Origin of the sequence: Paenirhizobium selenitireducens ATCC BAA-1503 (genome assembly GCF_000518785.1) — a bacterium.
Lineage (GTDB): Bacteria > Pseudomonadota > Alphaproteobacteria > Rhizobiales > Rhizobiaceae > Allorhizobium > Allorhizobium selenitireducens.
The window spans coordinates 68,417-90,850 of sequence record NZ_KI912496.1 but is presented as its reverse complement, the minus strand read 5'-3'; the positions used below and the strand labels follow the sequence as shown (position 1 = coordinate 90,850).

General features: G+C 64.5%; 23 protein-coding genes. 20 read left to right on the top strand and 3 right to left on the bottom strand.

Going from position 1 to position 22,434, the window contains the following annotated elements; translation table 11 throughout:
- The first annotated feature begins 17 nt into the window (after nucleotides 1-17).
- From L867_RS0123995 to L867_RS0123970, 6 genes are all read left to right on the top strand, one after another.
- Complete coding sequence (locus L867_RS0123995) at nucleotides 18-347, top strand: L-rhamnose mutarotase (protein ID WP_028739202.1); 330 nt, start codon at nucleotides 18-20, stop codon at nucleotides 345-347.
- A 240-nt stretch (nucleotides 348-587) separates the two neighbouring features.
- Nucleotides 588-1,655, top strand: a complete 1,068-nt coding sequence (locus L867_RS0123990; RefSeq protein WP_028739201.1) for a Gfo/Idh/MocA family protein — start codon at nucleotides 588-590, stop codon at nucleotides 1,653-1,655.
- Between the two features lie 14 nt (nucleotides 1,656-1,669).
- Entirely contained in the window at nucleotides 1,670-2,122 is a 453-nt protein-coding gene (locus L867_RS0123985; protein ID WP_028739200.1) for a MaoC family dehydratase, read from the top strand.
- A gap of 28 nt (nucleotides 2,123-2,150) precedes the next feature.
- Nucleotides 2,151-2,900, top strand: coding sequence for an SDR family oxidoreductase (locus L867_RS0123980; protein WP_028739199.1), 750 nt, complete (start codon nucleotides 2,151-2,153; stop codon nucleotides 2,898-2,900).
- 99 nt (nucleotides 2,901-2,999) lie between these two features.
- Entirely contained in the window at nucleotides 3,000-3,842 is an 843-nt protein-coding gene (locus tag L867_RS0123975; RefSeq protein ID WP_028739198.1) for a fumarylacetoacetate hydrolase family protein, read from the top strand.
- A 29-nt stretch (nucleotides 3,843-3,871) separates the two neighbouring features.
- Nucleotides 3,872-5,149 (top strand): L-fuconate dehydratase, encoded by a 1,278-nt coding sequence (locus tag L867_RS0123970; protein ID WP_028739197.1) that lies wholly within the window; start codon nucleotides 3,872-3,874, stop codon nucleotides 5,147-5,149.
- Nucleotides 5,150-5,184: 35 nt separating this feature from the next.
- Here the strand turns inward: L867_RS0123970 and L867_RS0123965 are convergent, their stop codons facing one another.
- Nucleotides 5,185-5,982 carry a helix-turn-helix transcriptional regulator gene (locus L867_RS0123965; RefSeq protein ID WP_037174432.1) on the bottom strand — a complete coding sequence of 266 codons (798 nt, stop codon included), beginning with the start codon at nucleotides 5,980-5,982 and terminating at the stop codon, nucleotides 5,185-5,187.
- A 200-nt stretch (nucleotides 5,983-6,182) separates the two neighbouring features.
- Between L867_RS0123965 and L867_RS0123960 the strand changes: the two genes are divergently transcribed.
- From L867_RS0123960 to L867_RS0123940, 5 genes are all read left to right on the top strand, one after another.
- Nucleotides 6,183-7,271 (top strand): ABC transporter ATP-binding protein, encoded by a 1,089-nt coding sequence (locus tag L867_RS0123960; RefSeq protein WP_028739195.1) that lies wholly within the window; start codon nucleotides 6,183-6,185, stop codon nucleotides 7,269-7,271.
- 42 nt (nucleotides 7,272-7,313) lie between these two features.
- Nucleotides 7,314-8,474, top strand: a complete 1,161-nt coding sequence (locus L867_RS0123955) for a polyamine ABC transporter substrate-binding protein (protein ID WP_028739194.1) — start codon at nucleotides 7,314-7,316, stop codon at nucleotides 8,472-8,474.
- A 213-nt stretch (nucleotides 8,475-8,687) separates the two neighbouring features.
- Nucleotides 8,688-9,554 carry an ABC transporter permease gene (locus L867_RS0123950; protein ID WP_028739193.1) on the top strand — a complete coding sequence of 289 codons (867 nt, stop codon included), beginning with the start codon at nucleotides 8,688-8,690 and terminating at the stop codon, nucleotides 9,552-9,554.
- Nucleotides 9,554-10,378, top strand: coding sequence for an ABC transporter permease (locus L867_RS0123945; RefSeq protein WP_028739192.1), 825 nt, complete (start codon nucleotides 9,554-9,556; stop codon nucleotides 10,376-10,378). Before L867_RS0123950 ends, L867_RS0123945 begins: the two co-directional genes overlap by 1 nt.
- Nucleotides 10,379-10,381: 3 nt before the next feature.
- On the top strand, nucleotides 10,382-11,143 hold the full coding sequence (locus tag L867_RS0123940; RefSeq protein WP_028739191.1) for an SDR family NAD(P)-dependent oxidoreductase: 762 nt from the start codon (nucleotides 10,382-10,384) through the stop codon (nucleotides 11,141-11,143).
- A gap of 35 nt (nucleotides 11,144-11,178) precedes the next feature.
- On the opposite strand, the gene L867_RS0123935 is transcribed toward L867_RS0123940, so the two are convergent.
- Together L867_RS0123935 and L867_RS0123930 are read right to left on the bottom strand one after the other, a co-directional pair.
- Nucleotides 11,179-11,838: a helix-turn-helix domain-containing protein gene (locus L867_RS0123935; protein WP_028739190.1), complete on the bottom strand. Its 660-nt coding sequence runs from the start codon at nucleotides 11,836-11,838 to the stop codon at nucleotides 11,179-11,181.
- A gap of 45 nt (nucleotides 11,839-11,883) precedes the next feature.
- Nucleotides 11,884-12,843, bottom strand: a complete 960-nt coding sequence (locus tag L867_RS0123930; RefSeq protein WP_028739189.1) for a GlxA family transcriptional regulator — start codon at nucleotides 12,841-12,843, stop codon at nucleotides 11,884-11,886.
- A gap of 95 nt (nucleotides 12,844-12,938) precedes the next feature.
- On the opposite strand from L867_RS0123930, the gene L867_RS0123925 reads away from it, so the two are divergent.
- The 9 genes from L867_RS0123925 (at nucleotide 12,939) to L867_RS0123885 (ending at nucleotide 22,430) form a co-directional block, all read left to right on the top strand.
- The gene (locus tag L867_RS0123925; RefSeq protein WP_028739188.1) at nucleotides 12,939-14,189 is read left to right on the top strand and encodes a sarcosine oxidase subunit beta family protein; all 1,251 of its coding nucleotides are present in this window, start codon (nucleotides 12,939-12,941) and stop codon (nucleotides 14,187-14,189) included.
- Nucleotides 14,190-14,201: 12 nt separating this feature from the next.
- Nucleotides 14,202-14,474, top strand: a complete 273-nt coding sequence (locus L867_RS0123920) for a sarcosine oxidase subunit delta (RefSeq protein ID WP_028739187.1) — start codon at nucleotides 14,202-14,204, stop codon at nucleotides 14,472-14,474.
- Nucleotides 14,471-17,434 carry a sarcosine oxidase subunit alpha gene (locus L867_RS0123915; protein ID WP_028739186.1) on the top strand — a complete coding sequence of 988 codons (2,964 nt, stop codon included), beginning with the start codon at nucleotides 14,471-14,473 and terminating at the stop codon, nucleotides 17,432-17,434. Before L867_RS0123920 ends, L867_RS0123915 begins: the two co-directional genes overlap by 4 nt.
- A complete protein-coding gene (locus L867_RS0123910; protein WP_051439198.1) occupies nucleotides 17,427-17,966 on the top strand; it encodes a sarcosine oxidase subunit gamma in 540 nt (179 codons plus the stop codon). Before L867_RS0123915 ends, L867_RS0123910 begins: the two co-directional genes overlap by 8 nt.
- 151 nt (nucleotides 17,967-18,117) lie before the next feature.
- Entirely contained in the window at nucleotides 18,118-18,816 is a 699-nt protein-coding gene (locus L867_RS0123905) for a GntR family transcriptional regulator (RefSeq protein WP_028739184.1), read from the top strand.
- Nucleotides 18,817-19,016: 200 nt separating this feature from the next.
- Entirely contained in the window at nucleotides 19,017-19,619 is a 603-nt protein-coding gene (locus tag L867_RS0123900) for an amino acid synthesis family protein (protein ID WP_028739183.1), read from the top strand.
- 14 nt (nucleotides 19,620-19,633) lie between these two features.
- Entirely contained in the window at nucleotides 19,634-20,467 is an 834-nt protein-coding gene (locus tag L867_RS0123895) for an alpha/beta fold hydrolase (protein WP_037174428.1), read from the top strand.
- Entirely contained in the window at nucleotides 20,464-21,396 is a 933-nt protein-coding gene (locus L867_RS0123890; protein WP_028739181.1) for a flavin reductase family protein, read from the top strand. The genes L867_RS0123895 and L867_RS0123890 overlap by 4 nt, the downstream gene beginning before the upstream one ends.
- The gene (locus tag L867_RS0123885; RefSeq protein WP_028739180.1) at nucleotides 21,393-22,430 is read left to right on the top strand and encodes an LLM class flavin-dependent oxidoreductase; all 1,038 of its coding nucleotides are present in this window, start codon (nucleotides 21,393-21,395) and stop codon (nucleotides 22,428-22,430) included. The genes L867_RS0123890 and L867_RS0123885 overlap by 4 nt, the downstream gene beginning before the upstream one ends.
- Nucleotides 22,431-22,434 lie beyond the last annotated feature (4 nt).

Here is a 22,434-nt window from a genome sequence, read left to right as displayed (position 1 = left end):
ACGAGGAGGAGGACATCATGCAACGCAAGGGAATGGTGATCGGCGTCAGGCCTGAGAAGATCGAGGAATACAAGCGCCTGCACGCCGCCGTCTGGCCCGACGTGCTTTCGATGATCTCGGCCTGCAATATCAAGAACTATTCGATCTTCCTGAAGGAGCCGGAGAACCTGCTGTTCTCCTTCTTCGAATACCACGGCACCGATTTCGCCGCCGACATGGCCAAGATGGCCGCCGACCCGAAGACGCAGGAATGGTGGTCCGTCTGTATCCCCTGCCAGTCGGCGCTCGACACCCGCAAGGAGGGCGAGTGGTGGGCGGAAATGGAAGAGGTGTTCTTCCATGCTTAGCATTGAGGTTGTCAGGCACCCCCCTCTGCCCTGCCGGGCATCTCCCCCTCAAGGGGGGAGATCGGCAAGACGCGCCCTGATCGCCCGCAGCAGCGTCTGCGAAAGAGGAGCTGTCCTGACACGTCCTTATTCCTTGGGTGGCGAGGCGCCGCCCCACCGGATCTCCCCCCTTGAGGGGGAGATGCCCGGCAGGGCAGAGGGGGGTCTTCCGACCATGACGCCAATGGGAGAAGAGACCCGATGACCTTCGCCCCCCACTCCCTCTCCCAGTCCTGGCCGCTACCCTCTCATCCCCGCCCGATCGTCACCTTCGGCGCCGGCTCGATCGTCAGCGATGCGCATTTCCCCGCCTATGCCAAGGGCGGCTTTCCGATTGCCGGTCTCTATGACCCGGATCAGGACAAGGCCGAGGCATTGGCCGACAAATGGGGCGTGAAAGCCTATGCGACCGTGGAAGAGGCAGCCGCCGTCGAGAATGCCGTCTTCGACCTCGCGACCCCGCCGGGCGCCCATGCCCGAGTTCTTTCGGCCCTGCCCGACGGCGCTGCGGTGCTGATCCAGAAGCCCATGGGCGCCGACCTTGCCGCAGCGACCGAGATCCTGAAGATCTGCCGCGACAAGAAGCTCAAGGCCGCGGTCAATTTCCAGCTGCGCTTCGCCCCGATGATGCTGGCGCTCAAGGATGCGATCGCCAAGGGCCTGCTCGGCGAGGTCGTCGACTTCGACGTCACTCTGGCGCTCGATACGCCCTGGGAACTCTGGGCCTTTCTCGAAGGCCTGCCGCGCATCGAGATCGCCATGCACTCGATCCACTACCTCGACCTGATCCGTCAGGTGCTGGGCGACCCCAAGGGGGTGCACGCGAAATCGATCGGCCATCCCAACCACCGCATGGCCCAGACCCGCACCACGGCGATCCTGGACTATGGCGAGCGCGTGCGCTGCGCGCTGTCGATCAATCATGATCACAAGTTCGGCCGGAAGCATCAGGCCTGCGAGTTCCGCGTCTGCGGAACGGAAGGCGCCGCTTACATACAGCTGGGGGTCAACCTCGACTATCCGCGCGGCGAGCCGGACATTCTGGAGATCTATCCGAAGGGCGGCAGCGAATGGGTAAGCGTGCCGCTCGACGGCACCTGGTTCCCCGATGCCTTTGTCGGCCGCATGGCCAACCTGCAGCGCTTCGCCGCCGGTGAAGACAGCGAACTCGTCTCCTCGGTCGAGGACGCCTGGATGACGATGGCGCTGGTCGAGGCGCTCTACGCCTCGAACGCCGCCCCCGCCACGCCGCTCGCCGAAAGACCCTGACAAGGAAGACCGCAATGGAACAGCTGAAATATTACGAGGACTACCAGATCGGCGAACAGCGCCAGACCACCGGCCGCACCATCACCGAGACCGATTTCATCGTGCATGCGGGCCACACCGGCGATTTCTTCCCGCACCACATGGATGCGGAATTCGCCAAGACGACGCCCTTCGGCCAGCGCATCGCCCACGGCACCATGGTCTTTTCCATCGGCATCGGGCTCACCGCCTCGGTCATCAATCCGGCAGCCTTCTCCTACGGCTATGACCGAATGCGCTTCATCCGGCCAGTCTTCATCGGCGACACCATCCATACCCGGGTGACGATCCATTCCAAGGAGGACGATCCGAAACGCGCCGAGGTCGGCCGCGTCGTCGAGCGCACCGAGGTCGTCAACCAGAAGGGCGAGGTCGTGCTCGCCGCCGACCACATCCATATCGTCGAACGCCGGCCAAAGGCCGCCTGACCGCGCCGCATCCAGAAAGGAAGACCCCATGTCGCTTTCCCTCAAAGACAAACGCACCCTGATCACGGCCTCGGGCCAGGGGATCGGGCGAGCGAGTGCGCTGGCCTTTGCCCGCGCCGGTGCAAGCGTGGTTGCGACCGACATCAATGCGGAGGCGCTCGACAGCCTGGCGGCCGAGGCGAAGGCGGAAGGGCTCGTGCTCGAGACCCGCGTGCTCGACGTGCTGAAGGACGAAGCCGTTGAGGCGATCGTCGCCGAGACCGGGCCCTTCGACATCCTGTTCAACTGCGCCGGCGTCGTCCATGGCGGCACGGTGATGGACATGACGGCCGGCGATCTCGACTTCGCCTTCGACCTCAATGTGCGCGCCATGATCCGCACCATCCGCGCCGTCCTGCCCGCCATGCTGGCGCGCGGCTCGGGCTCGATCATCAACATGGCCTCGGTCGCATCCTCGGTGAAGGGCGTGCCCAACCGCTGCGCCTACACCGTCACCAAGGCCGCCGTGATCGGGCTCACCAAGTCGGTCGCCGCCGACTATGTGACGCAAGGCATCCGCGTCAACGCCATCTGCCCCGGCACGGTCGAGAGCCCGTCCCTGCAGGACCGCATGCGCGCCCAGGGCGACTATGACGCCGCCCGCGCCGCCTTCATCGCCCGCCAGCCCATGGGCCGCCTCGGAACGCCGGAAGAGATCGCCGATCTCGCCGTCTACATCGCCGGCGCCACCTATACCTCCGGCCAGGCCTTCGCCATCGACGGCGGCTGGACCATCTGAGCAATGCCAGGAAAAGTGTGAAGCGGTTTTCCGTCCGGCATTGCGAACTGCGAAGAACAAAGAGCGGCTCGGCCGCGAATTCGAAAAGGACACACCCCCATGAAACTGATGCGCGTCGGACAGCCCGGCCAGGAAAAGCCCGCCATTCTCGACCAGAACGGCGAAATCCGCGATCTCTCCGCCCATGTGACCGATATCGGCGGCGCGGCGATTTCGCCCGAGGGACTGGCGAAGATCGCCGCCCTCGACCTGACCTCCCTGCCCGAGCTTGAAGCCTCCCGCATCGGTGCTTGCGTTGCCGGCACCGGCAAGTTCATCTGCATCGGCCTCAACTATTCCGACCACGCCGCCGAAAGCGGCATGGCGGTGCCGCCGGAACCGGTCATCTTCATGAAGGCGACCTCGGCCATCGTTGGCCCGAACGACGACGTCTTGATCCCGCGCGGCTCGGAAAAGACCGACTGGGAGGTCGAGCTTGGCGTCGTCATCGGCAAGACGGCAAAATATGTCTCCGAAGCCGAGGCCCTCGACTATGTCGCCGGCTATTGCGTCTCCCATGACGTCTCCGAGCGCGCCTTCCAGACGGAACGCGCCGGCCAGTGGACCAAGGGCAAGTCCTGCGACACTTTTGGCCCGATCGGCCCCTGGCTGGTCACCAAGGACGAGGTCGCCGATCCGCAGGCCCTGTCCATGTGGCTGAGCGTCAACGGCGAAAAGATGCAGAACGGCACGTCGGCCACCATGGTCTACGGCGTCGCCTTCCTCGTCTCCTATCTGAGCCAGTTCATGTCCCTGCATCCCGGCGACGTCATCTCCACCGGCACGCCCCCCGGCGTCGGCATGGGCATGAAGCCGCCGCGCTACTTGAAACCCGGCGACGTCGTCGAACTCGGCATCGACGGGCTGGGATCCCAGAAGCAGACATTCAAAGCCGACGTTTGAACCCCATCGACAACCAAGGGCCTGATTCCATGACCAAAATTACCAGCCTGCGGTCGGTCGACCTGCGCTTCCCCACCTCCGAGAGCCTCGACGGTTCCGATGCGATGAACCCGGATCCGGATTACTCCGCGGCCTATGTCATCCTCGGCACCGACGAGCCCGGTCTCGAAGGTCACGGCCTGACCTTCACCATCGGCCGCGGCAACGAGATCTGCTGCGCGGCGATCGAGGCCATGAAGCACCTGGTCGTGGGACTGGAACTTGAATGGATCAAGGCCAATCCGGGACGCTTCTGGCGTTATGTCACGAGCGACAGCCAGCTGCGCTGGATCGGCCCCGACAAGGGCGCCATGCACCTGGCGACCGGCGCGGTGGTCAATGCCGTCTGGGACATCCTCGCCAAGGCGGCCGGAAAGCCGGTCTGGCGCCTCGTCGCCGAGATGACCCCGGAAGAAATCCTGTCGATCGTCGATTTCCGCTATCTGACCGACGCGATCACGCCGGACGAAGCGCTGGCGATCCTCAGAAAAGCCGAGGCCGGCAAGGCCGAACGCATCGCCCTGCTCGAGAAAGAAGGCTATGCCTGCTACACGACCTCGGCCGGCTGGCTCGGCTATGACGATACCAAGCTGCGCCGCCTCTGCCAGGAGGCCGTCGACCAGGGTTTCACCCACATCAAGATGAAGGTCGGCCGCGATCTCGAGGACGACAAGCGCCGCCTCAGGATCGCCCGCGAGGTGATCGGCGACGACCGCTACCTGATGATCGATGCCAACCAGATCTGGGAGGTCGGCGAGGCGATCGACTGGGTGAAGGCGCTTTCGGTCTACAAGCCCTTCTTCATTGAGGAGCCGACCAGCCCCGACGACATCGCCGGCCACAAGGCGATCCGCGAGGCGATCGCTCCGGTGAAGGTGGCGACCGGCGAAATGTGCCAGAACCGCATCGTCTTCAAGCAGATGATCGCCGGCGGCGCGATCGACATCGTGCAGATCGACTCGTGCCGCATGGGCGGCCTGAACGAAGTGCTGGCGGTACTGCTGATGGCGGCGAAATATGACCTGCCCGTCTGGCCGCATGCCGGCGGCGTGGGCCTTTGCGAGTATGTCCAGCACCTGTCGATGATCGACTACATCGCCGTCTCCGGCACCAAGGAAGGCCGTGTCATCGAATATGTCGATCACCTGCACGAACACTTCATCGACCCCTGCCGGATCGAGAACGCGGCCTATATGCCGCCCACCCTGCCCGGCTTTTCGATCGAGATGAAGCCGGAATCGATCGCCCGCTACCGCTTCACCGGCTGAAGTGCGCAGCGCCGGAGCCTCCGCGGGCTTGCCGGCTATTGCCCAAGGCTCTTGAGATAGATCGACAAGAGCTGCGTTTGCGACGAAATGCCGAGCTTGCGATAGACGTTGCGGCGATGAACCTTGACGGTTCCCGTCGAGATGCCGAGTCGGAGGCCCACCGATTCCGACGAATGTCCCTGCAGGACGAGTTCGACGATGGCGGCCTCTCGATCGGTCAGATTGAGATCGCGCCACACCCGTTCCGCGGCGGGCTGGGCGGCCTTTCGCCCACTTCTGCCACGCTTGGCGATCGCCTGGTCGAAGCGGCGGCCGAGATCGGGCCAGGCATGGCGGACAAGGGCGACCACCACCGGCTCCGCCTTCTTCAGCAGCGCGAATTCGGCAGCGGAAAACACCCCCGACTGCTCTCGCCGCATCAGCGAGAGAACGACCGTGATGCCGCTGTCCAGCGCGACGAAGAAGCCGACTTCTTCGGCCAGCCCGGTCTGCGTATAGTAGCTGCGGAAATACTCGCTCGAGAAGAACCGGTCGGGCGCCAGCTCCCGCATGCGCCAGACGCCCGGCTTCGGCTCCTGCGCCGCGCTGTAGAACGGGTCGAGCAGATAGGGGCCGGCCTGGTACAGGCTGACGAAGACGACGTGTTCCTCAGGCGTGAACGTGCTGTAGAGATCGATGGGGCGTTCCGGTCCGCGATAGGCGAAGACGACGATATAGTCGAAGCGCAGCAGGCTCTTCATCAGCGCATGGAAGGCGGCCCCCGCCGCATCCCCGCCAGGCGCGCCGTCGCCCACCAGCCGCCCCATGACTTTGAACAAGGCTTCGAGATCCATGCCGACATCCACCCGATTGCAAAAAAGAGCAGCAGTTGCTCCCAGGGTATACACCCTCCACATTGCGAAACGGCTTGGAATACCTCTTTCGGGGTATATACCGCAATCGACCGGCTTGAATAGGTTTGGACCAGACGGTGTGAAGCCGGGCGATCGCAAGAGGTCCCGGCATTCAGAAAAACGACCGCGGGGAATATGACGTGACAGCGCCTTCGACGAACGACATCGAGTTCCGTTCGGTCGCCAAACGCTATGGCAGCGTGACGGCGGTATCGGACATCAATCTGGCCGTGCCGAAGGGTGCGTTCGTGGCCTTGCTCGGACCGTCGGGCGGCGGCAAGACCACATGCCTGCGCATGATCGGCGGCTTCGAGCAGCCGAGCGAAGGCACGGTGCTGATCAACGGTCGCGAGATGAACGGCGTGCCGCCCTATCGCCGCCCCGTCAACATGGTCTTCCAGCACTACGCGCTGTTTCCGCATTTCAACGTCGAGCAGAACGTCGCCTACGGACTGAGGCAGCAGCGGCCGAGGCTCGGCGCCGCCGAGATCACCGCCCGGGCGCGCGAGGCGCTGGAAATGGTGCGGCTCGGCGGCTTCGAAAAGCGTCGCGTGCACGAAATGTCCGGCGGCCAGCAACAGCGCGTGGCGCTCGCCCGCGCGATCGTCAACAAGCCCTCCGTGCTGCTGCTCGACGAACCGCTGGCAGCCCTCGACAAGAAGCTGCGCACCGCCATGCAGATCGAACTTCAGACCCTGCAGCGCGAACTCGGCATCACTTTCGTGCTCGTCACCCATGACCAGGAAGAGGCGCTGTCGATGAGCGACATGGTCTGCGTGATGAACGCCGGCCGCATCGTCCAGATGGACAAGCCCCAGGCGATCTACGACCATCCGGCCGATCTCTTCGTCGCCGATTTCGTCGGCAAGACCAATCGCATCGCCGCCACACTGGAGGCTGACGGAACGACGATCCGGCTCTCCAACGGTATGGCGCTCGGACGCGAAGGCAAAGGAATGCTGGCGCCCGGCGCCGTGACGGTCGCGCTACGTCCCGAGGCGATCGACCTCGTCCGGCAGCAGCCGACGCAGGGCGGTGGACTGGCGGGCACGGTCACCCACCGCATCTTCCTCGGCTCGACCGCCGAATATCAGATAAACGTCGACGGACTGGGCGATTTCCTCGTCACGGCCGACCGGCGCAGCGTGCAGGAGAGCGATCTCGTCGAACCGGGCGAACGGGTCGTTCTGAAATTCGATCCCGGCAAAATGCATGTTTTTCCGGCCTGAGGAACGGCCGTACTCGTCAAGACAAAAAAAGGGAACAGCGTCATGACAAAGTGGTACAGAGAAAATGCCCCGGTGACCGCCGAACAATTGAGCGACGAATGGATGCGCCTGAAGCGCGGGTCCGTTTCGCGCCGTCACTTCCTTGGCGTCACCGGCCTTGGCCTTGCCGCAGCGGTGCTCGGCCGCCAGCCCGGCACGTTCAACGCCAATGCCTATGCCGGCGACCTCGGCACGACCATGTCGCTCGCCACCTGGCCGAACTATCACGATCCGGCAACCTTCGAGGCCTTCACCGCCGCGACCGGCGTCGCCGTCGAAGTCAACGTCTTCGGCTCCAACGAGGAAATGCTCGCCAAGCTGCAGGCCGGCGGCACCGGCTGGGACCTCTTCGTGCCCACCAACTACACCATTTCGACCTATGTGAAGCTCGGCCTGATCGATCCGCTCGACATGTCGAAGCTGCCCGCCTTCTCGCAGGCCACGCAGTCGCCGCGCTTCACCTCGGAAGGTGCCATCGACGGCGTGACCTACGCCCTGCCGAAGAACTGGGGCACGACCGGCATGGCCGTCAACACGGCCAAGATCAAGACCAAGATCACCTCGTGGAAGGACTTCTTCGAGGTCGCCCAGACCGAGGCCGACGGTCGCGCCATGGTTCACGATTACCAGTTGACCACGATCGGCAGCGCGCTGGTCTCGCTCGGCTATTCCTTCAACTCGATCAAGCCCGAGGAACTGGCGAAGGCCGAGGAACTGCTGATCAAGGTCAAGCCGCATCTCTACGGCATCAACAGCGACTACCAGCCGGGCATGCGCGGCACGGACGCCTGGATGACCATGTGCTGGACCAATGACGGCGCGCAGCTCAACCGCGACATGCCGGAAATCGCCTACATCCTCGGCTCCGACGGCGGCGAGATCTGGACCGACTTCTACGCCATCCCGAAGAGCGCCGCCAACAAGCCGGCCGGCTATGCCCTGCTCGACTTCCTGATGACGCCGGCAAATGCCGTCAAGGAACACATCGCCAACGGTGCCCCGACGACCGACAGCCGGGTGATGGCCCTGCTGCCGGCCGACGTGACGTCGAACAAGATCGTCTATCCGGACGAGGCATCGCTGACCCCGCTGGAATTCGGCGCCGCCGTGACGCTGACCGACCCCGCCCGTGCCGAGCTGATGGCGCGCTTCAAGTCGGCTTGACGGCCTCGGTCGGATTGGAGCGAAAGCCCCTCATCCGGCTGCCGCCACCTTCTCCCCGCAGGCGGGGAGAAGGGAGACATCGCCACCCGCTCGTTCCTTGTCACAGAACAAGCGCGAAGCTTCGACGTCCCCTCTCCCCGCTTGCGGGGAGAGGGCCAGGGTGAGGGGCAATCCTTGCTCGACGCATATCAATGACCACACCAGGACCACCGCATGGCCTTCACAACGGACACACGAAAGAGACTGGTCACCGCCACGCTGGTTGCGCCTGCGGCGATCTGGCTGTTCGTCTTCCTCGTCCTGCCGTTCATGGCGATCGTCGTGTTTTCGGTTGGCGAGCGGGCGCCAGAAGGCGGCTATCAGGCGGCCTTCACCTTCGCCCAGTTCGCCAATCTCGGCTCGCGCGCCGCCGCCTTCCGCAACACCATGCTGATCGCCCCGCTCGGCGCCTTCCTCTGCCTGATCGTCGCCTATCCTGTCGCCTACTACCTGGCGATCAAGGCCAGCCCGCAATACCGGCTGCTGCTCGTCTCATTGGTCGTCGTACCCTTCTGGACCAGTCTTCTGGTGCGCACCTATGCATGGATGTACATCCTCGGCTCGCGCGGCATCCCGAACCTGCTGTCGATGATCGGCATCGAGGACGTGCGGCTGCTGAACACGCCCGGCGCAGTTCTGCTCGGCATCGTCTACGGCTACCTGCCGCTGATGATCATGCCGATCTATGTGAGCCTGGAAAAACTCGACCGCCGGCTGCTCGAAGCCTCGGCCGATCTTGGCGCAAGGCCCGTTTCCACCTTCTTCGGCGTGACCCTGCCGCTCTCGCTTCCGGGCGTCATGACCGGCGTGGCGCTGGTCACCATCCTGCTTCTCGGCGAATATCTGATCCCCCAGCTTCTCGGCGGCGGCAAGGTGTTCTTCATCGGCAATGCCCTGGTCGACCTCTTCCTGCAATCGCGCAACTGGCCGTTCGGTTCGGCGATCGCCGTGACATTGGTGGTGGTCGTCGTCATCGTGCTGAGCGTCGCCATGCGCATCGCCTTCAGGATTTCCGGCTCAAGACAGGTGGATCTCGTCTGATGCGCGCGCTCGTCACCTCCGTCTACCTGTTCCTCTATGCGCCGATCGCGCTGGTCGTGCTGTTCTCGTTCAATGCCGGCCGCAGCGCCTCCGAGTTCACCGGCTTCTCCACGATTTGGTATGGCAAGGCGCTCACCAACACCTTCCTGATCACCGCTTTGCAGAACAGCCTGATGATCGCCTTCACCAGCGCCGGGCTCGCCGCGATATTCGGCACCATGGCGGCACTCGGCATGGAGCGGCTCGGTCCCCGCGGGCGGGCCATCTTCGACGGCCTGTTCGCCGCGGCCATCGTCGTGCCGGGCGTGGTGATCGGCATCGCCACGCTGGTGGCCCTGGTCGAGGTCTTCTCCTTCCTCAACCCGGCGCTCGCCTCGATCTGGCCGGGCGACAAGCCGCCGCAGCTGGGGCTCGGTTACGGCTCGATCATCGCCGCGCATGGCCTGTTCTCGTTGGCGCTGGTGACTATGATCGTCAAGGCACGGATCGCCAGCCTGGGCCGCGACATCGTCGAGGCATCGAGCGATCTCTACGCGACCCCGTTCACCACCTTCCGCGAGATCGTCCTGCCGCAGATCCTGCCCTCGATCCTCGCCGGCTTCCTGCTCGCCTTCACCTTTTCCTTCGACGATTTCATCGTTGCCTTCTTCGTCGCCGGCTCCAAGACCACGCTGCCGATCTACGTCTTCGCGTCGATCCGCCGGGGCGTCACGCCGGAGATCAACGCGATCGCCACGCTGGTGCTGGTGGCCTCGATCTTCCTGATTCTGATCGCCCGCACGCTGATGCGGGACCGGGGCAAAAACACGCATGCCGGAGAGTAGAGCATGATCCTGAGGGACCGGATCGCGATCGTCACCGGCGCCGGCTCCGGCATCGGCCAGGCGGGCGCCGCCATCATCGCCCGCGAGGGTGCCCACGTCGCCATCATCGACCGCAATGTCGAAGCGGCGCAGACGGTTGCGGCAGAGATCCGCGCCTCCGGCGGCAGCGCCGAAGCACTCGGCCTCGACGTGACCGACGATGCCGCCCTCGAAGCCGGCCTCTCGGCGCTCATGGCCCGCCACGGACGCATCGACATCCTGCACAATCATGCCGGCGCACAGGTCGCCGGGGACCTGGAGCAGGTCGCGATCGAGGGCTTCGACCGCTCGTGGAACCTCAATGTCCGGGCGCATTTCATGGCCGCCCGCCTCGTCATGCCGATGATGAAACGTCAGGGATCCGGCGTCATCCTCAACACGTCCTCCTCGTCGGGCGTGCTCTACGATCGCGAGATGATCGCCTACACCACGACGAAGCACGCCGTCATCGCCATGACCCGGCAGATGGCGGGGGACTATGCGCGGTTCGGCATCCGGGTCAACGCGCTCTGCCCCGGCTGGGTCGACACGCCCTTCAACGCCCCCTTCATCACCCAGATGGGCGGCCGGGAGGCGATCGAGGCCTATGTGCGGGAAAAGGTGCCGATGGGCCGCTGGGCAAGCGTCGAGGAGATCGCCGAATCCATCCTCTTCCTGGTGTCACCCCGCTCGTCCTACATGACCGGCCAGATCCTGGTGGTCGACGGCGGCGAGGCCGTGGTCTGACCTGATCGCAACGGTCGGCTGACCCCTTGGGCCAACTAGCCTTGCTGCGGATAGGAGATGATCGACAGATAGCGGGCCGGCAGCTTGACCAGTTCCTCGGGCCCATGCGGCGCATCGGCGTCGAAGAACAGGCTGTCGCCGGGCTGCATCCGGTAGAGGGTCTCGCCATGGCGATAGACCACCTCACCCTCGAGCATGTAGAGAAACTCCATGCCTTCGTGCTGAAAGGTCGGGAAGATGTCCGATTCCGCATTGAGCGTGATCAGATACGGCTCCACCGCCACGCCCGAGGTGTTGTTCTCGATGTGGCCGAGCAGGCTGTAGTGGTGGCCGGCGCGCGTGCCGCGCCGCTCGATGTTCACGCCCTCGCCCGCCTTGACGAAGCTGGCGCTCTTCGGCTCCTCATAGCCGCGAAAGAAGGCGGTGATCGGCACGCTGAGCGCGGTTGAGAGCGACTGCAACGTGTTGAGCGAGGACGAGATATTGCCGTTCTCGATCTTCGACAGCATGCCGACCGACATGCCGGTGGCGGAGGCGAGGTCGGCGACCGTCAGTCCGAGCTTCTTGCGATAGGTGCGCACCTCGTGGCCGATCGCCATTTCCAGCGTGTTGGCCCGCGGCTCGCGCACGGCATGGGGATTTTGCGCCAGAACCGCCTTGGCGACCTTCGCCGCATTCTTCCTGTCCACTGGCATCACTCCCTCACTCCCGGTTCGCCCGCCGAACCGCCTTGGTCTCATCTACGCTCTAACGGATTTCGGCTGGATGCCAAAACGCTGTTTGTAGGCCCGCGAAAAGTGCGAGGCGCTCGAAAACCCGGTGGCAAAGGCGACCTCCGAAATGGAAAGAGGGCTCTGCTCGAGAAGCTTGCGGGCATGATCGAGCCGGATGTTGCGGTAACTTTCGAGGAAACCGGCCGGCATCTGTTCGGCAAACAGGCGGTCGAGATGGCGCGGACTGATGCCCGCCAGACGCGCCATGTCGCGGCGGGAAAGCGGGTTTTCGATCGTCGTTTCCATCGTTTCGAGCACGGTGACGAGGGCCGGATGATGCGTGCCGAAGCGTTCCGCCGACGAGCCCCTTTGCGGCCCGCCGGGTTCGGCGACGGCGGTGTGCAGATACCAGTCGCTGACCCGCCGCGCGAAGGCCTGGCCCATGCGTTCGGCAATCAGCGCATGCATCATGTCGAGCGGTGCGACGCCACCGCCGCAGGTGATGCGATCCCCGTCCAGCACATAGCGCGCCTGACGCGGGGCAAGCTTTGGAAAGGCCTCGGCGAGAGCCGGCGCGTGCTCCCAGTGGATGGTGAAGTCTCGACCGTCCAGCAGGCCGGACGCAGCAAGAAGATAGGAGCCGCTGGAAATGCCGCCGATCCGCACACCTTGGCGCGAAAGCCGCCGCAAGGCCGGATGCAGGCCTGCTGCCTGCTTCCAGTCTTCCGGATTGCCGCCGGCGACGACGAAGATCGTGTGATAGTCGCTGCCGGCCGCAGCGATGTCCCGGCAGGGGATGGCGAAGCCCGCAGAAGACACCACAGGCCTGCCGCCGATCGAGAGCGGTACGATCTCATAGAGCAGGGTCTGCGCGATCAGATTGGCCGCACGCAACGGCTCGGTCGCGGATGCAAAGGACATCAGCGCAAAATTCGGCGTGAGCACAAAGCCGTAGGTGTGCGTTGACGGTGACGGGGCATCGGTCATGGCCCATTTTTATCCGAACTAGTCTCATTTATGCAATTCATAAATTGCGCGGTGGACGTATGCTGCGGGTCTCCTCCAATCAGCAGGCGGCACTGATGCGCTATTCCGCTCTTTCGATTTTCCTCAACGGCCTGCGCGGCAACAAGAACTGGGCCGCCCATTGGCGCCAGCCGGACCCGAAGCCGCATTACGACGTGGTGATCGTCGGCGGCGGCGGACATGGGCTGTCGACCGCCTATTATCTTTCCAAGGTCTTCGGGATCAAAAACATCGCCGTGGTCGAGAAGGGCTATATCGGCTCCGGCAATGTCGGCCGCAACACCACCATTATCCGTTCGAACTATCTGCTGCCGGGCAACAATCCGTTCTACGAGCTGTCGATGAAGCTATGGGAAGGGCTGGAGCAGGATTTCAACTTCAACGCCATGGTGTCGCAGCGCGGCGTGCTGAACCTCTACCATTCCGACGCCCAGCGCGACGCCTATACCCGACGCGGCAATGCGATGCGGCTGCACGGGGTGGACGCCGAACTGCTGGATCGCGAGGCGGTCAAGGCGAAACTGCCCTTCATCGACTATGACAATGCCCGCTTCCCGATCCAGGGCGGCCTCTTGCAGCAGCGCGGCGGAACGGTGCGCCACGATGCCGTGGCCTGGGGGTACGCTCGCGGCGCCGACGCGCATGGCGTCGACATCATCCAGAACTGCGAGGTGACCGGCATCCGCCGTGAAAACGGCAAGGCTCTCGGCGTGGAGACGACCCGCGGCTTCATCGGCTGCGACAAGCTCGCACTCGCGGCCGCCGGCAACTCCTCGCGCGTCGCCGAAATGGTCGACCTCAAGCTGCCGATCGAAAGCCATGTGCTGCAGGCCTTCGTCTCCGAAGGGCTGAAACCCTTCATCGACTGCGTCGTCACCTTCGGCGCCGGGCATTTTTACGTCTCGCAGTCGGACAAGGGAGGCCTCGTCTTCGGCGGCGACATCGACGGCTACAATTCCTATGCCCAGCGCGGCAATCTGGCGACCGTCGAGCACGTCGCGGAAGCCGGCAAGGCGATGATCCCGGCGCTATCGCGCATCCGGGTCCTGCGCTCCTGGGGCGGCATCATGGACATGAGCATGGACGGCTCGCCGATCATCGACAGGGTCCATCTCGACAATCTCTATCTGAATTCCGGCTGGTGCTATGGCGGGTTCAAGGCGACGCCCGCATCGGGCTATTGCTTCGCCCACCTGATCGCCCGCGAAGAGCCGCACGAGACCGCCCGGGCCTTCCGCCTCGACCGGTTCCGCCGCGGTTACGTGATCGACGAAAAGGGCCAGGGCGCCCAGCCGAACCTGCATTGAAGGACGAGTGCCATGGCCAGCCGCATCCCCTGCCCCCATTGCGGGCTTCGACCGAAGGAAGAATTCACCGTCAGGGGCGAGGCCCTTGCCCGCCCCTCGCCCGATGCCGGCGCCGACGTGTGGTACGACTATGTCTACCTGCGCGACAACCCGCGCGGAGCCTATCAGGAATACTGGCACCACACCTCGGGTTGCCGCCGCTGGCTCGTGGTGTCCCGCGACACCGCCACCCATGAAATCCACGGCAGCCGCGACGCCGCCGACAAGGCCGAGGTGAGCGCATGACCTCCTATCGTCTGGCAAAGGGCGGCCTGATCGACCGGGCAAGACCGCTTTCCTTCACCTTCGACGGCAAGTCGATGCAGGGCCTTGAGGGCGACACGCTGGCGTCTGCCCTGCTCGCCAACGGCCAGCGGCTGGTCGGCCGCAGCTTCAAGTATCACCGCCCGCGCGGCATTCTGACGGCTGGCGCGGCCGAACCCAATGCGCTGATGACCATCGGCCGCGGCGGACGGACCGAACCGAACACCCGCGCCACGATGCAGGAACTCTACGAGGGCCTGGAAGCGAAGAGCCAGAACCGCTGGCCCTCGCTGGAGCATGACATCGGCGCGATCAACGGCCTGCTATCGCCCTTCCTGTCGGCCGGCTTCTACTACAAGACCTTCATGTGGCCGGGCGCACTCTGGGAGAAATTCTACGAACCCGTCATCCGCAAGGCGGCGGGCCTGGGAAAGGCAAGCTATGAAGCCGATCCGGACGCCTACGAAAAGTGCTGGGCGCATTGCGACCTGCTGGTGGTTGGCGCGGGCCTGGCCGGTCTCACCGCGGCGCTGGCCGCCGGCCGCGCCGGCGCGCGCGTCATCCTCGTGGATGAGAATGCCGGGCTCGGCGGTTACCTGCTGAGCGACGGTGCACTGGTCAACGGCCAGCCCGCCGCCGCCTTCGCCGCTGGCATCATCGCCGAGCTTGAGAGCCTGCCGAACGTCGAACTCCTGCCGCGTACCACCGCCTTCGGCTGGTATGACGGCAATGTCTTCGGTGCGGTCGAGCGCGTGCAGAAGCATGTGGCGTTGCCCGCGTCCAACCGCCCGGTCGAACGGCTGTGGCGCATCGCCGCGAAGAAGGCGATCCTTGCCACCGGCGCCGAGGAACGGCCGCTGGTCTTCGGCGGCAACGACATTCCCGGCGTGATGATGGCCGGCGCCATGCGCAGCTATCTCAACCGCTACGGCGTCGCTCCCGGCAAGAAGACTGCGGTCTTCACCACCAATGACAGCGGCTACGCGCTTGCCGCCGATCTCGAAACGGCCGGTATCGAAGTGGCGGCCCTCATCGACAGCCGGCGCGACGCGGCCATCTCCTATGCCGGCAGGGCCCGGCTGGTGCGCGGCGGCTTCGTCGCCAATGCCGAGGGCGGCAAGTCACTGGCAGGCATCGAAGTCTGGCGCGAAGGTCAGACCGAAAAGCTGGACGTCGACAGCCTCGCCATGTCCGGCGGCTTCAGCCCGATCATCCATCTCGCCTGCCATCGCGGCGGCAAGCCGCAATGGTCGGACACGCATTCCGCCTTCCTCGCGCCGCAGGGTCTGAAGGATCTGGCGCTTGCCGGTTCGGCAGCCGGCATCGTCGGGCTGAGTGCTGCGTTTTCCTCCGCGCTGGATACGGCCAATGCTGCGCTGGCCGATCTTGGCATGGGCCAGGCGTCGCTCGATCTGCCGGAAATCGAAAACGACATCGCCCCGACGCCGACGAAACCGCTCTGGTCGATCCCGGGCATCAAGAGCAAGGCCTTCGTCGACTACCAGAACGACGTACACCTCAAGGACCTGGGCCTTGCCGTTCAGGAAGGCTACGGCCATGTCGAGCTTGCCAAGCGCTACACCACCAACGGTATGGCGACCGACCAGGGCAAGCTGTCCAACGTCAACGCCATCGGCCTGCTGGCCGAAGCCCGGCGCATCTCGCCGGCCGAGGTGGGCACGACGACCTTCCGGCCTTTCTATACGCCGGTATCCTTCGGCGCGCTGGCCGGCACCTCGCATGGCAAGGACTTCCAGCCGGTACGGAAATCGCCGCTGCACGATTGGGCGGCAAAGAACGGCGCGACCTTCGTGGAGACGGGTCTGTGGTATCGTTCCGCCTGGTTCCCGCGGGCAGGAGAAACCGGCTGGCGCGAGAGCGTCGATCGCGAAGTCCTCAACGTACGCGTCAATGCCGGCCTCTGCGATGTATCGATGCTCGGCAAGATCGAGGTCTGCGGACCGGATGCGGCGGAGTTTCTCAACCGCGTCTACTGCAACGGCTTCCTCAAGCTTCCCGTCGGCAAGGCGCGTTACGGCCTGATGCTGCGAGAAGACGGCTTCATTTACGACGACGGCACGACGAGCCGGCTTTCGGAAGACCGCTATTTCATGACCACCACGACCGCCTATGCGGCGGGCGTGATGAACCATCTCGAACTCTGCGCCCAGGCGCTGTGGCCCGAACTCGACGTGCGGCTCGCCTCGGTCACCGACCAATGGGCGCAGATGGCCCTTGCCGGACCGAAAGCCCGCATGATCCTGCAAAGGATCGTCGACGAGGACATTTCCGACGAGGCCTTCCCCTATCTGGCGGCGAAGGAGGTCTCCCTGTTCGGCGGCCGTCTCAAGGGCCGGCTCTTCCGCATCTCCTTCTCCGGCGAGCTTGCCTATGAACTGGCCGTGCCGGCGGACTTCGGCGAAAGCGTCGCCGACGCGGTGATGGAGGCCGGCAAGGAGCACGGCATCTGCGCCTACGGCATCGAGGCGCTGACCGTGCTGCGCATCGAGAAGGGCCATGTCACCCACAACGAGATCAACGGCACCGTCGTGCCGGCCGATCTCGGCTTCGGCAAGATGGTGTCGGCCGCCAAGACCGACTTCATCGGCAAGCACATGCTATCGCGCGAGGGCCTGACCGATCCGGATCGCCCACAGCTGGTCGGCGTCGTACCGCTCGACCCGGCGACGTCGTTCCGGACGGGTTCGCACATCCTCGCCAAGGATGCGGCCGCCACCCTGGAAAACGATCAGGGCTACGTCACCTCCAGCTGCTTCTCGCCGCATCTCGGCTCGACCATAGGCCTTGCCCTGGTCAAGGGCGGCGCCTCCCGCCATGGCGAAGAGGTCGTCGCCTGGAACGGCCTGCGCAACGAGTTCACCCCCGCCCGCCTGACCGGCCCGGTCTTTTTCGATCCTGAAAACGAGAAGCTCCATGTCTGACGCGCTCATGTCCGATTTTCCGCTGACCCGCCGCCCGGCGGTGGATGCTGCCGAGCCGATCCGCTTCGCCGCCCTGACGCTTGAGATCGTCACCGAGGGTTCGGTCCTGCAACTGCTCGGCCAGCCGGGAAAATTCGATGCTGCCTCGGCAGGTGCAGCACTCGGCCCCCTTGCTCCGAATGCCCTTCGCGCAGCCGGACCGGGCCAGTGGTTTCTCGTCTCGGACGAGGCGACCGACATCGGCCAGATCGCGGCAAGGCTCGCGGGCATCGCCCATGTCGTGGACCAGACCCATGGCCGCACCCGGCTGCGCATCCATGGTCGTGAGGTTCGCCGGGTGCTTGCCAAGGGCACAGCCGTGGACCTGCACAGGCAAGCCTTCGCAGTCGGGCACGCAACGATGACGCTCCTCGGCCATATCGGCGCCAACCTCGCTCGAACCGGCGAAGACGAATTCGAGCTTCTGGTGCTGCGCGGATTTGCCGAAAGCCTGTGGCATGAACTCAAGGTCATGAGCGCCGAATTCGCCTGATCCGGCACGTGTCCTTCCGCACGCGAGGCGCGACATGCGGTTCGAAAGCTGCGGGCAAAGCCGCAAGGCTCCAACAGGAGGCTTGCGGCTCATCCATTTTTGGTAGACCATAATACCGAATGCAGCTTTGCTGCGGTATGTGGATAGCCAGATGACAAATTCTTCGACCGAGGGCGCAATCCGCGTCGAAAGACCCTCCAAGACATTGCGCGAGCTGGCGCTCGAAAAGGTCCGGGACGCCATCTTCAGTGGCCATTTCAGGCCGGGCGACCGTCTCGTCGAGCGTGATCTCTGCATGCAGCTCGGCGTCAGCCGCACGATCGTGCGCGAGGTTCTGCGCCATCTGGAATCCGAGGGTCTGGTGTCCAATCCCGCCAACAAGGGCCCGATCGTCGCGCGGCTCGACCTCGACGAAGCCCGGCAGATCTACGAGATTCGCGGTGCGCTGGAAGGCATGGCCGCCCGGCTCTGCGCCGAGAAGCGCGACCCCGCGATCGTCGCGGAACTGGAAAAGGCGCTGGCCGACATTCGCCATGCCTATGACGACAACGACATGGCCCAGGTTCTTTCCCACACCACCCGGTTCTACGAAACGCTGTTCACCAGCATCGACCGCCACGTCGCCTGGGGCGTGGTGAAACTGATGATGGTGCGCATCAACCACCTGCGCTCCATGACCATCAAGACCGAGCGTCGATCGGTGGAGGGCCCGGCGCAGATGCAGAAGATCGTCGATGCCATCCGTGCCGGCGACGGTGCCGCGGCCGAACGCGCCGCCGCCGAACATGTTCAGCGTGCCGCCTCGATTGCCGAGGCCGTGTTGCGCGAGCAGCTGGCCTCAGCGGGCTGAACACCGCTCCACGCGCCATCGCGATTCCATGCGCGATGCAGGAACAATCAGGGTTCAATTCGTCGGGCGACATCGCCGTCCGGCAAGATGAGTTGCGCTCGAAATTTTCGTAAAAAGAAAAAAACATTCCCTTCCGACAAGTCGCTTGACTCACTCATATCATGGTATACCATAATACCATCAAGAGATGAGACGCGACCATGACCCTTCAGATACGCAAGACTTTGCTGCAGATTGAAACCACGCTGATCGAAGGCGGAAAGCAGGCGGCCACTCCGCTGAAGCTCTTTTCGGCCTTCGCCGTGGTGAAGAACCCCTGGGCCGGCCGCGGCTTCGTCGAGGACCTCAAGCCGGAAATTCACGCGGCGGCCCCGATCCTCGGTGAACTGCTGACCAGGATGATCCTCGACGCCGTCGGTTCCGGCGAGGCGGTGGAGGGCTACGGCAAGACGGCAGTGGTCGGGCTCGACGGCGAGCTGGAGCATGCATCGGCGCTGATCCACACCCTGCGCTTCGGCAACCACTACCGCACGGCGGTCGGCGCCAAATCCTATCTCGCCTTCTGCAATACGCGCGGCCCGGCCAATGCGGCAATCATGATCCCGCTGATGGACAAGAACGACGAAGGCCGTCGCTCCCACTACCTGACCATCCAGACCTCCATTCCCGATGCCCCGGCGGCGGACGAGATCGTCATCGGCCTTGGCGCATCGGTCGGCGGTCGTCCGCACCACCGGATCGGCGACCGCTACCAGGATCTCAGGGATCTTGGCCAGGACGCTAAGAATCCGGCCGGCGTCTGAGCGGAGCAAGGACGATGGCCGTGGTCAGTTCCCCCCTCGCAGCAAAGGCGCTTCCGCCCATCGAGCGCAGGGTCACGCTCGACGGCACGGCCTATAGCGACACGGGACAGGGCGAACCGCTCGTCGTGATCCATGGCGTCGGCATGCGGCTCGACGCATGGGCGCCGCAGATCGGCACATTGAGCCGGACCCATCGCGTCATCGCCGTCGACATGCCCGGCCACGGCCGAAGCGCGGCGCTGCCCGGCGGCAGTGATCTCACGGCCTTCGTTGCCTGGCTTGGCCGCTTTCTCGATGCGCTCTCGCTCGACAGGGTCAATCTCGCCGGCCACTCCATGGGCGCCCTGATCACCGGCGGCGCGGTATCGACCTTCCCCAAGCGCATTCGCCGGGTGGCCCTGCTGAACGGCGTCCATCGCCGGGATACCGCCGCCAGGAGCGCCGTGCTGGAACGCGCCGCGTCGATCGCATCGACCGGGATCGACATAGACGGCCCGGTGAAACGCTGGTTTGCCGATGATGCGGCCAGCGCCCTTGCCCGCGAACTGACGAGAGAGTGGTTGAGCCTGATGGACGTCGGCGCCTATGCGACTGCCTACAGTGCCTTTGCCGGAGGCGACGCGACCTATGCGGACCGGTGGAGCGAAGTGACCTGCCCTGCCCTTTTCCTCACCGGCTCGGACGATCCGAATTCGACTCCGGCCATGGCGCAGACGATGGCGGCACTTGCTCCGCGCGGCTACGTCCGGATCATCGACGGACATCGCCACATGGTCAACCTGACGGCACCGGACGAGGTCAACCGTCTCCTCCTCGAATGGCTGCAACTGCCGGAGGTTCCCGCATGACCACGACCGCCTTCGATCCCCGCGCCCTGCGCGATGCCTTCGGCGCCTTCGCCACCGGCGTAACCGTCGTCACGACCGTCGGGCCGGACGGCAAGCCCCTCGGCTTCACCGCCAATTCCTTCAGCTCGGTCTCGCTCGACCCGCCCCTGCTGCTGATCTGCCTCGCCAGGACCTCGCGCAATTTCGCGGCGATGACGGAGGCGAAGGGCTTTGCGGTCAACATCCTGTCCGACAGCCAGAAGGACGTCTCCAACACATTCGCCCGACCGGTCGAGGATCGCTTTGCCACGGTCGACTGGGCTTTCGGGCCGCATGGCTCTCCGGTGCTTGCCGATGTGGCGGCGTGGTTTGACTGCCGCCTCGAACAGGTGATCGAAGCCGGGGATCATGTCATCCTGCTCGGCCGCGTCGAGGCCTTCGGCAACAGCGGGCGCAACGGTCTGGGCTATGTGCGCGGCGGCTATTTCACGCCGACGCTGGCAGGTAGGGCCGTATCCGCGGCGAGCGAGGGCCACCTGCACCTCAGTGCGGTGGTCGAAAGAGCCGGCGAAATTCTGCTGGTGGGCGACGACGCAAGAGGCCTCCCGGGCTGCGTCGTCGATCAGGGCGAGCCGCTCGATGTGCTCAGATCCTATCTCGAACAGTTCACCGGACTGCCGATCACCATCGGCTTCCTCTACTCCGTCTACGAGGGATCGAGCGACGGCCGCCAGCACATCGTCTACCGGGCCTTTGCCGGCGAAGGTTCGGAGCGCGCCGGCACCTTCGTCGGCCTGGAGCAGCTCGCCGAAGAAAAGCGCGCCGGCTCGGCCACGGCCGATATCCTGAACCGCTACGTCATGGAAAGTTCGATCGGAAACTTCGGCGTCTACTTCGGCAACGAGACGGCCGGCCGCGTCCATTCAATCGCCAGGAAGGCATCCGCATGAAGTTCTCGCTTTTTGTCCATATGGAACGGCTGGACGCCAGCCAGAACCACAAGAGCCTCTACGAGGAATTCGTCCAGCTCTGCGAGATCGCCGACAAGGGCGGCATGCACGCGATCTGGACCGGCGAGCACCACGGCATGGACTTCACCATCGCCCCCAATCCCTTCGTGACGATCGCCGATCTGGCGCGCCGCACGACGAATGTGCGCCTCGGCACCGGCACGGTCATCGCCCCCTTCTGGCATCCGATCAAGCTTGCCGGCGAAGCCGCCATGACCGACATCATCACCGGCGGGCGGCTCGACCTCGGTATTGCCCGCGGCGCCTACAATTTCGAATACGAACGGCTCATGCCGGGTCTCGACGCCTGGAGCGCCGGCCAGCGCATGCGCGAGCTGATCCCGGCCGTCAAGGGTGTGTGGGAGGGCGACTATGCCCATGACGGGGAGTTCTGGAAGTTCCCGGCGACGACCTCCGCACCGAAACCGCTGCAGGCACCGGTCCCGATCTGGGTCGCCGCCCGCGATCCGAATTCGCACGAATTTGCCGTGGCCAACGGCTGCAATGTCCAGGTCACGCCCCTGTGGAACGGCGATCCGGAAATCGAGAGCCTGATGGGCCGCTTCAACGCGGCGTGCGAGAAGGCCCCGGACGTCTCCCGTCCGAAGATCATGCTTCTCCTGCACACCTATGTCGGTTCCGACAGCGACGACATCGCCCGGGCGTCCGAGGAGTTAAGCGTCTACTACAATTACTTCTTCGCCTGGTTCAAGAACGAGAAGCCGATCCATCAGGGCCTGATCGAACGGCTGACCGAGGAAGAGATGGCGGCGAATGCCAATCTCTCTCCGGAGGTGATGCACAAGAACCTTCCGGTCGGCACGGCCGACGAAGTGATCGCCCGCCTCAAGGCCTATGAGGCGATGGGCTATGACGAATATTCCTTCTGGATCGACACCGGTATGAGCTTCGAGCGCAAGAAAGCCTCGCTCGAACGCTTCATCCGCGATGTCATGCCGGCCTTTTCGGAGTAGCACC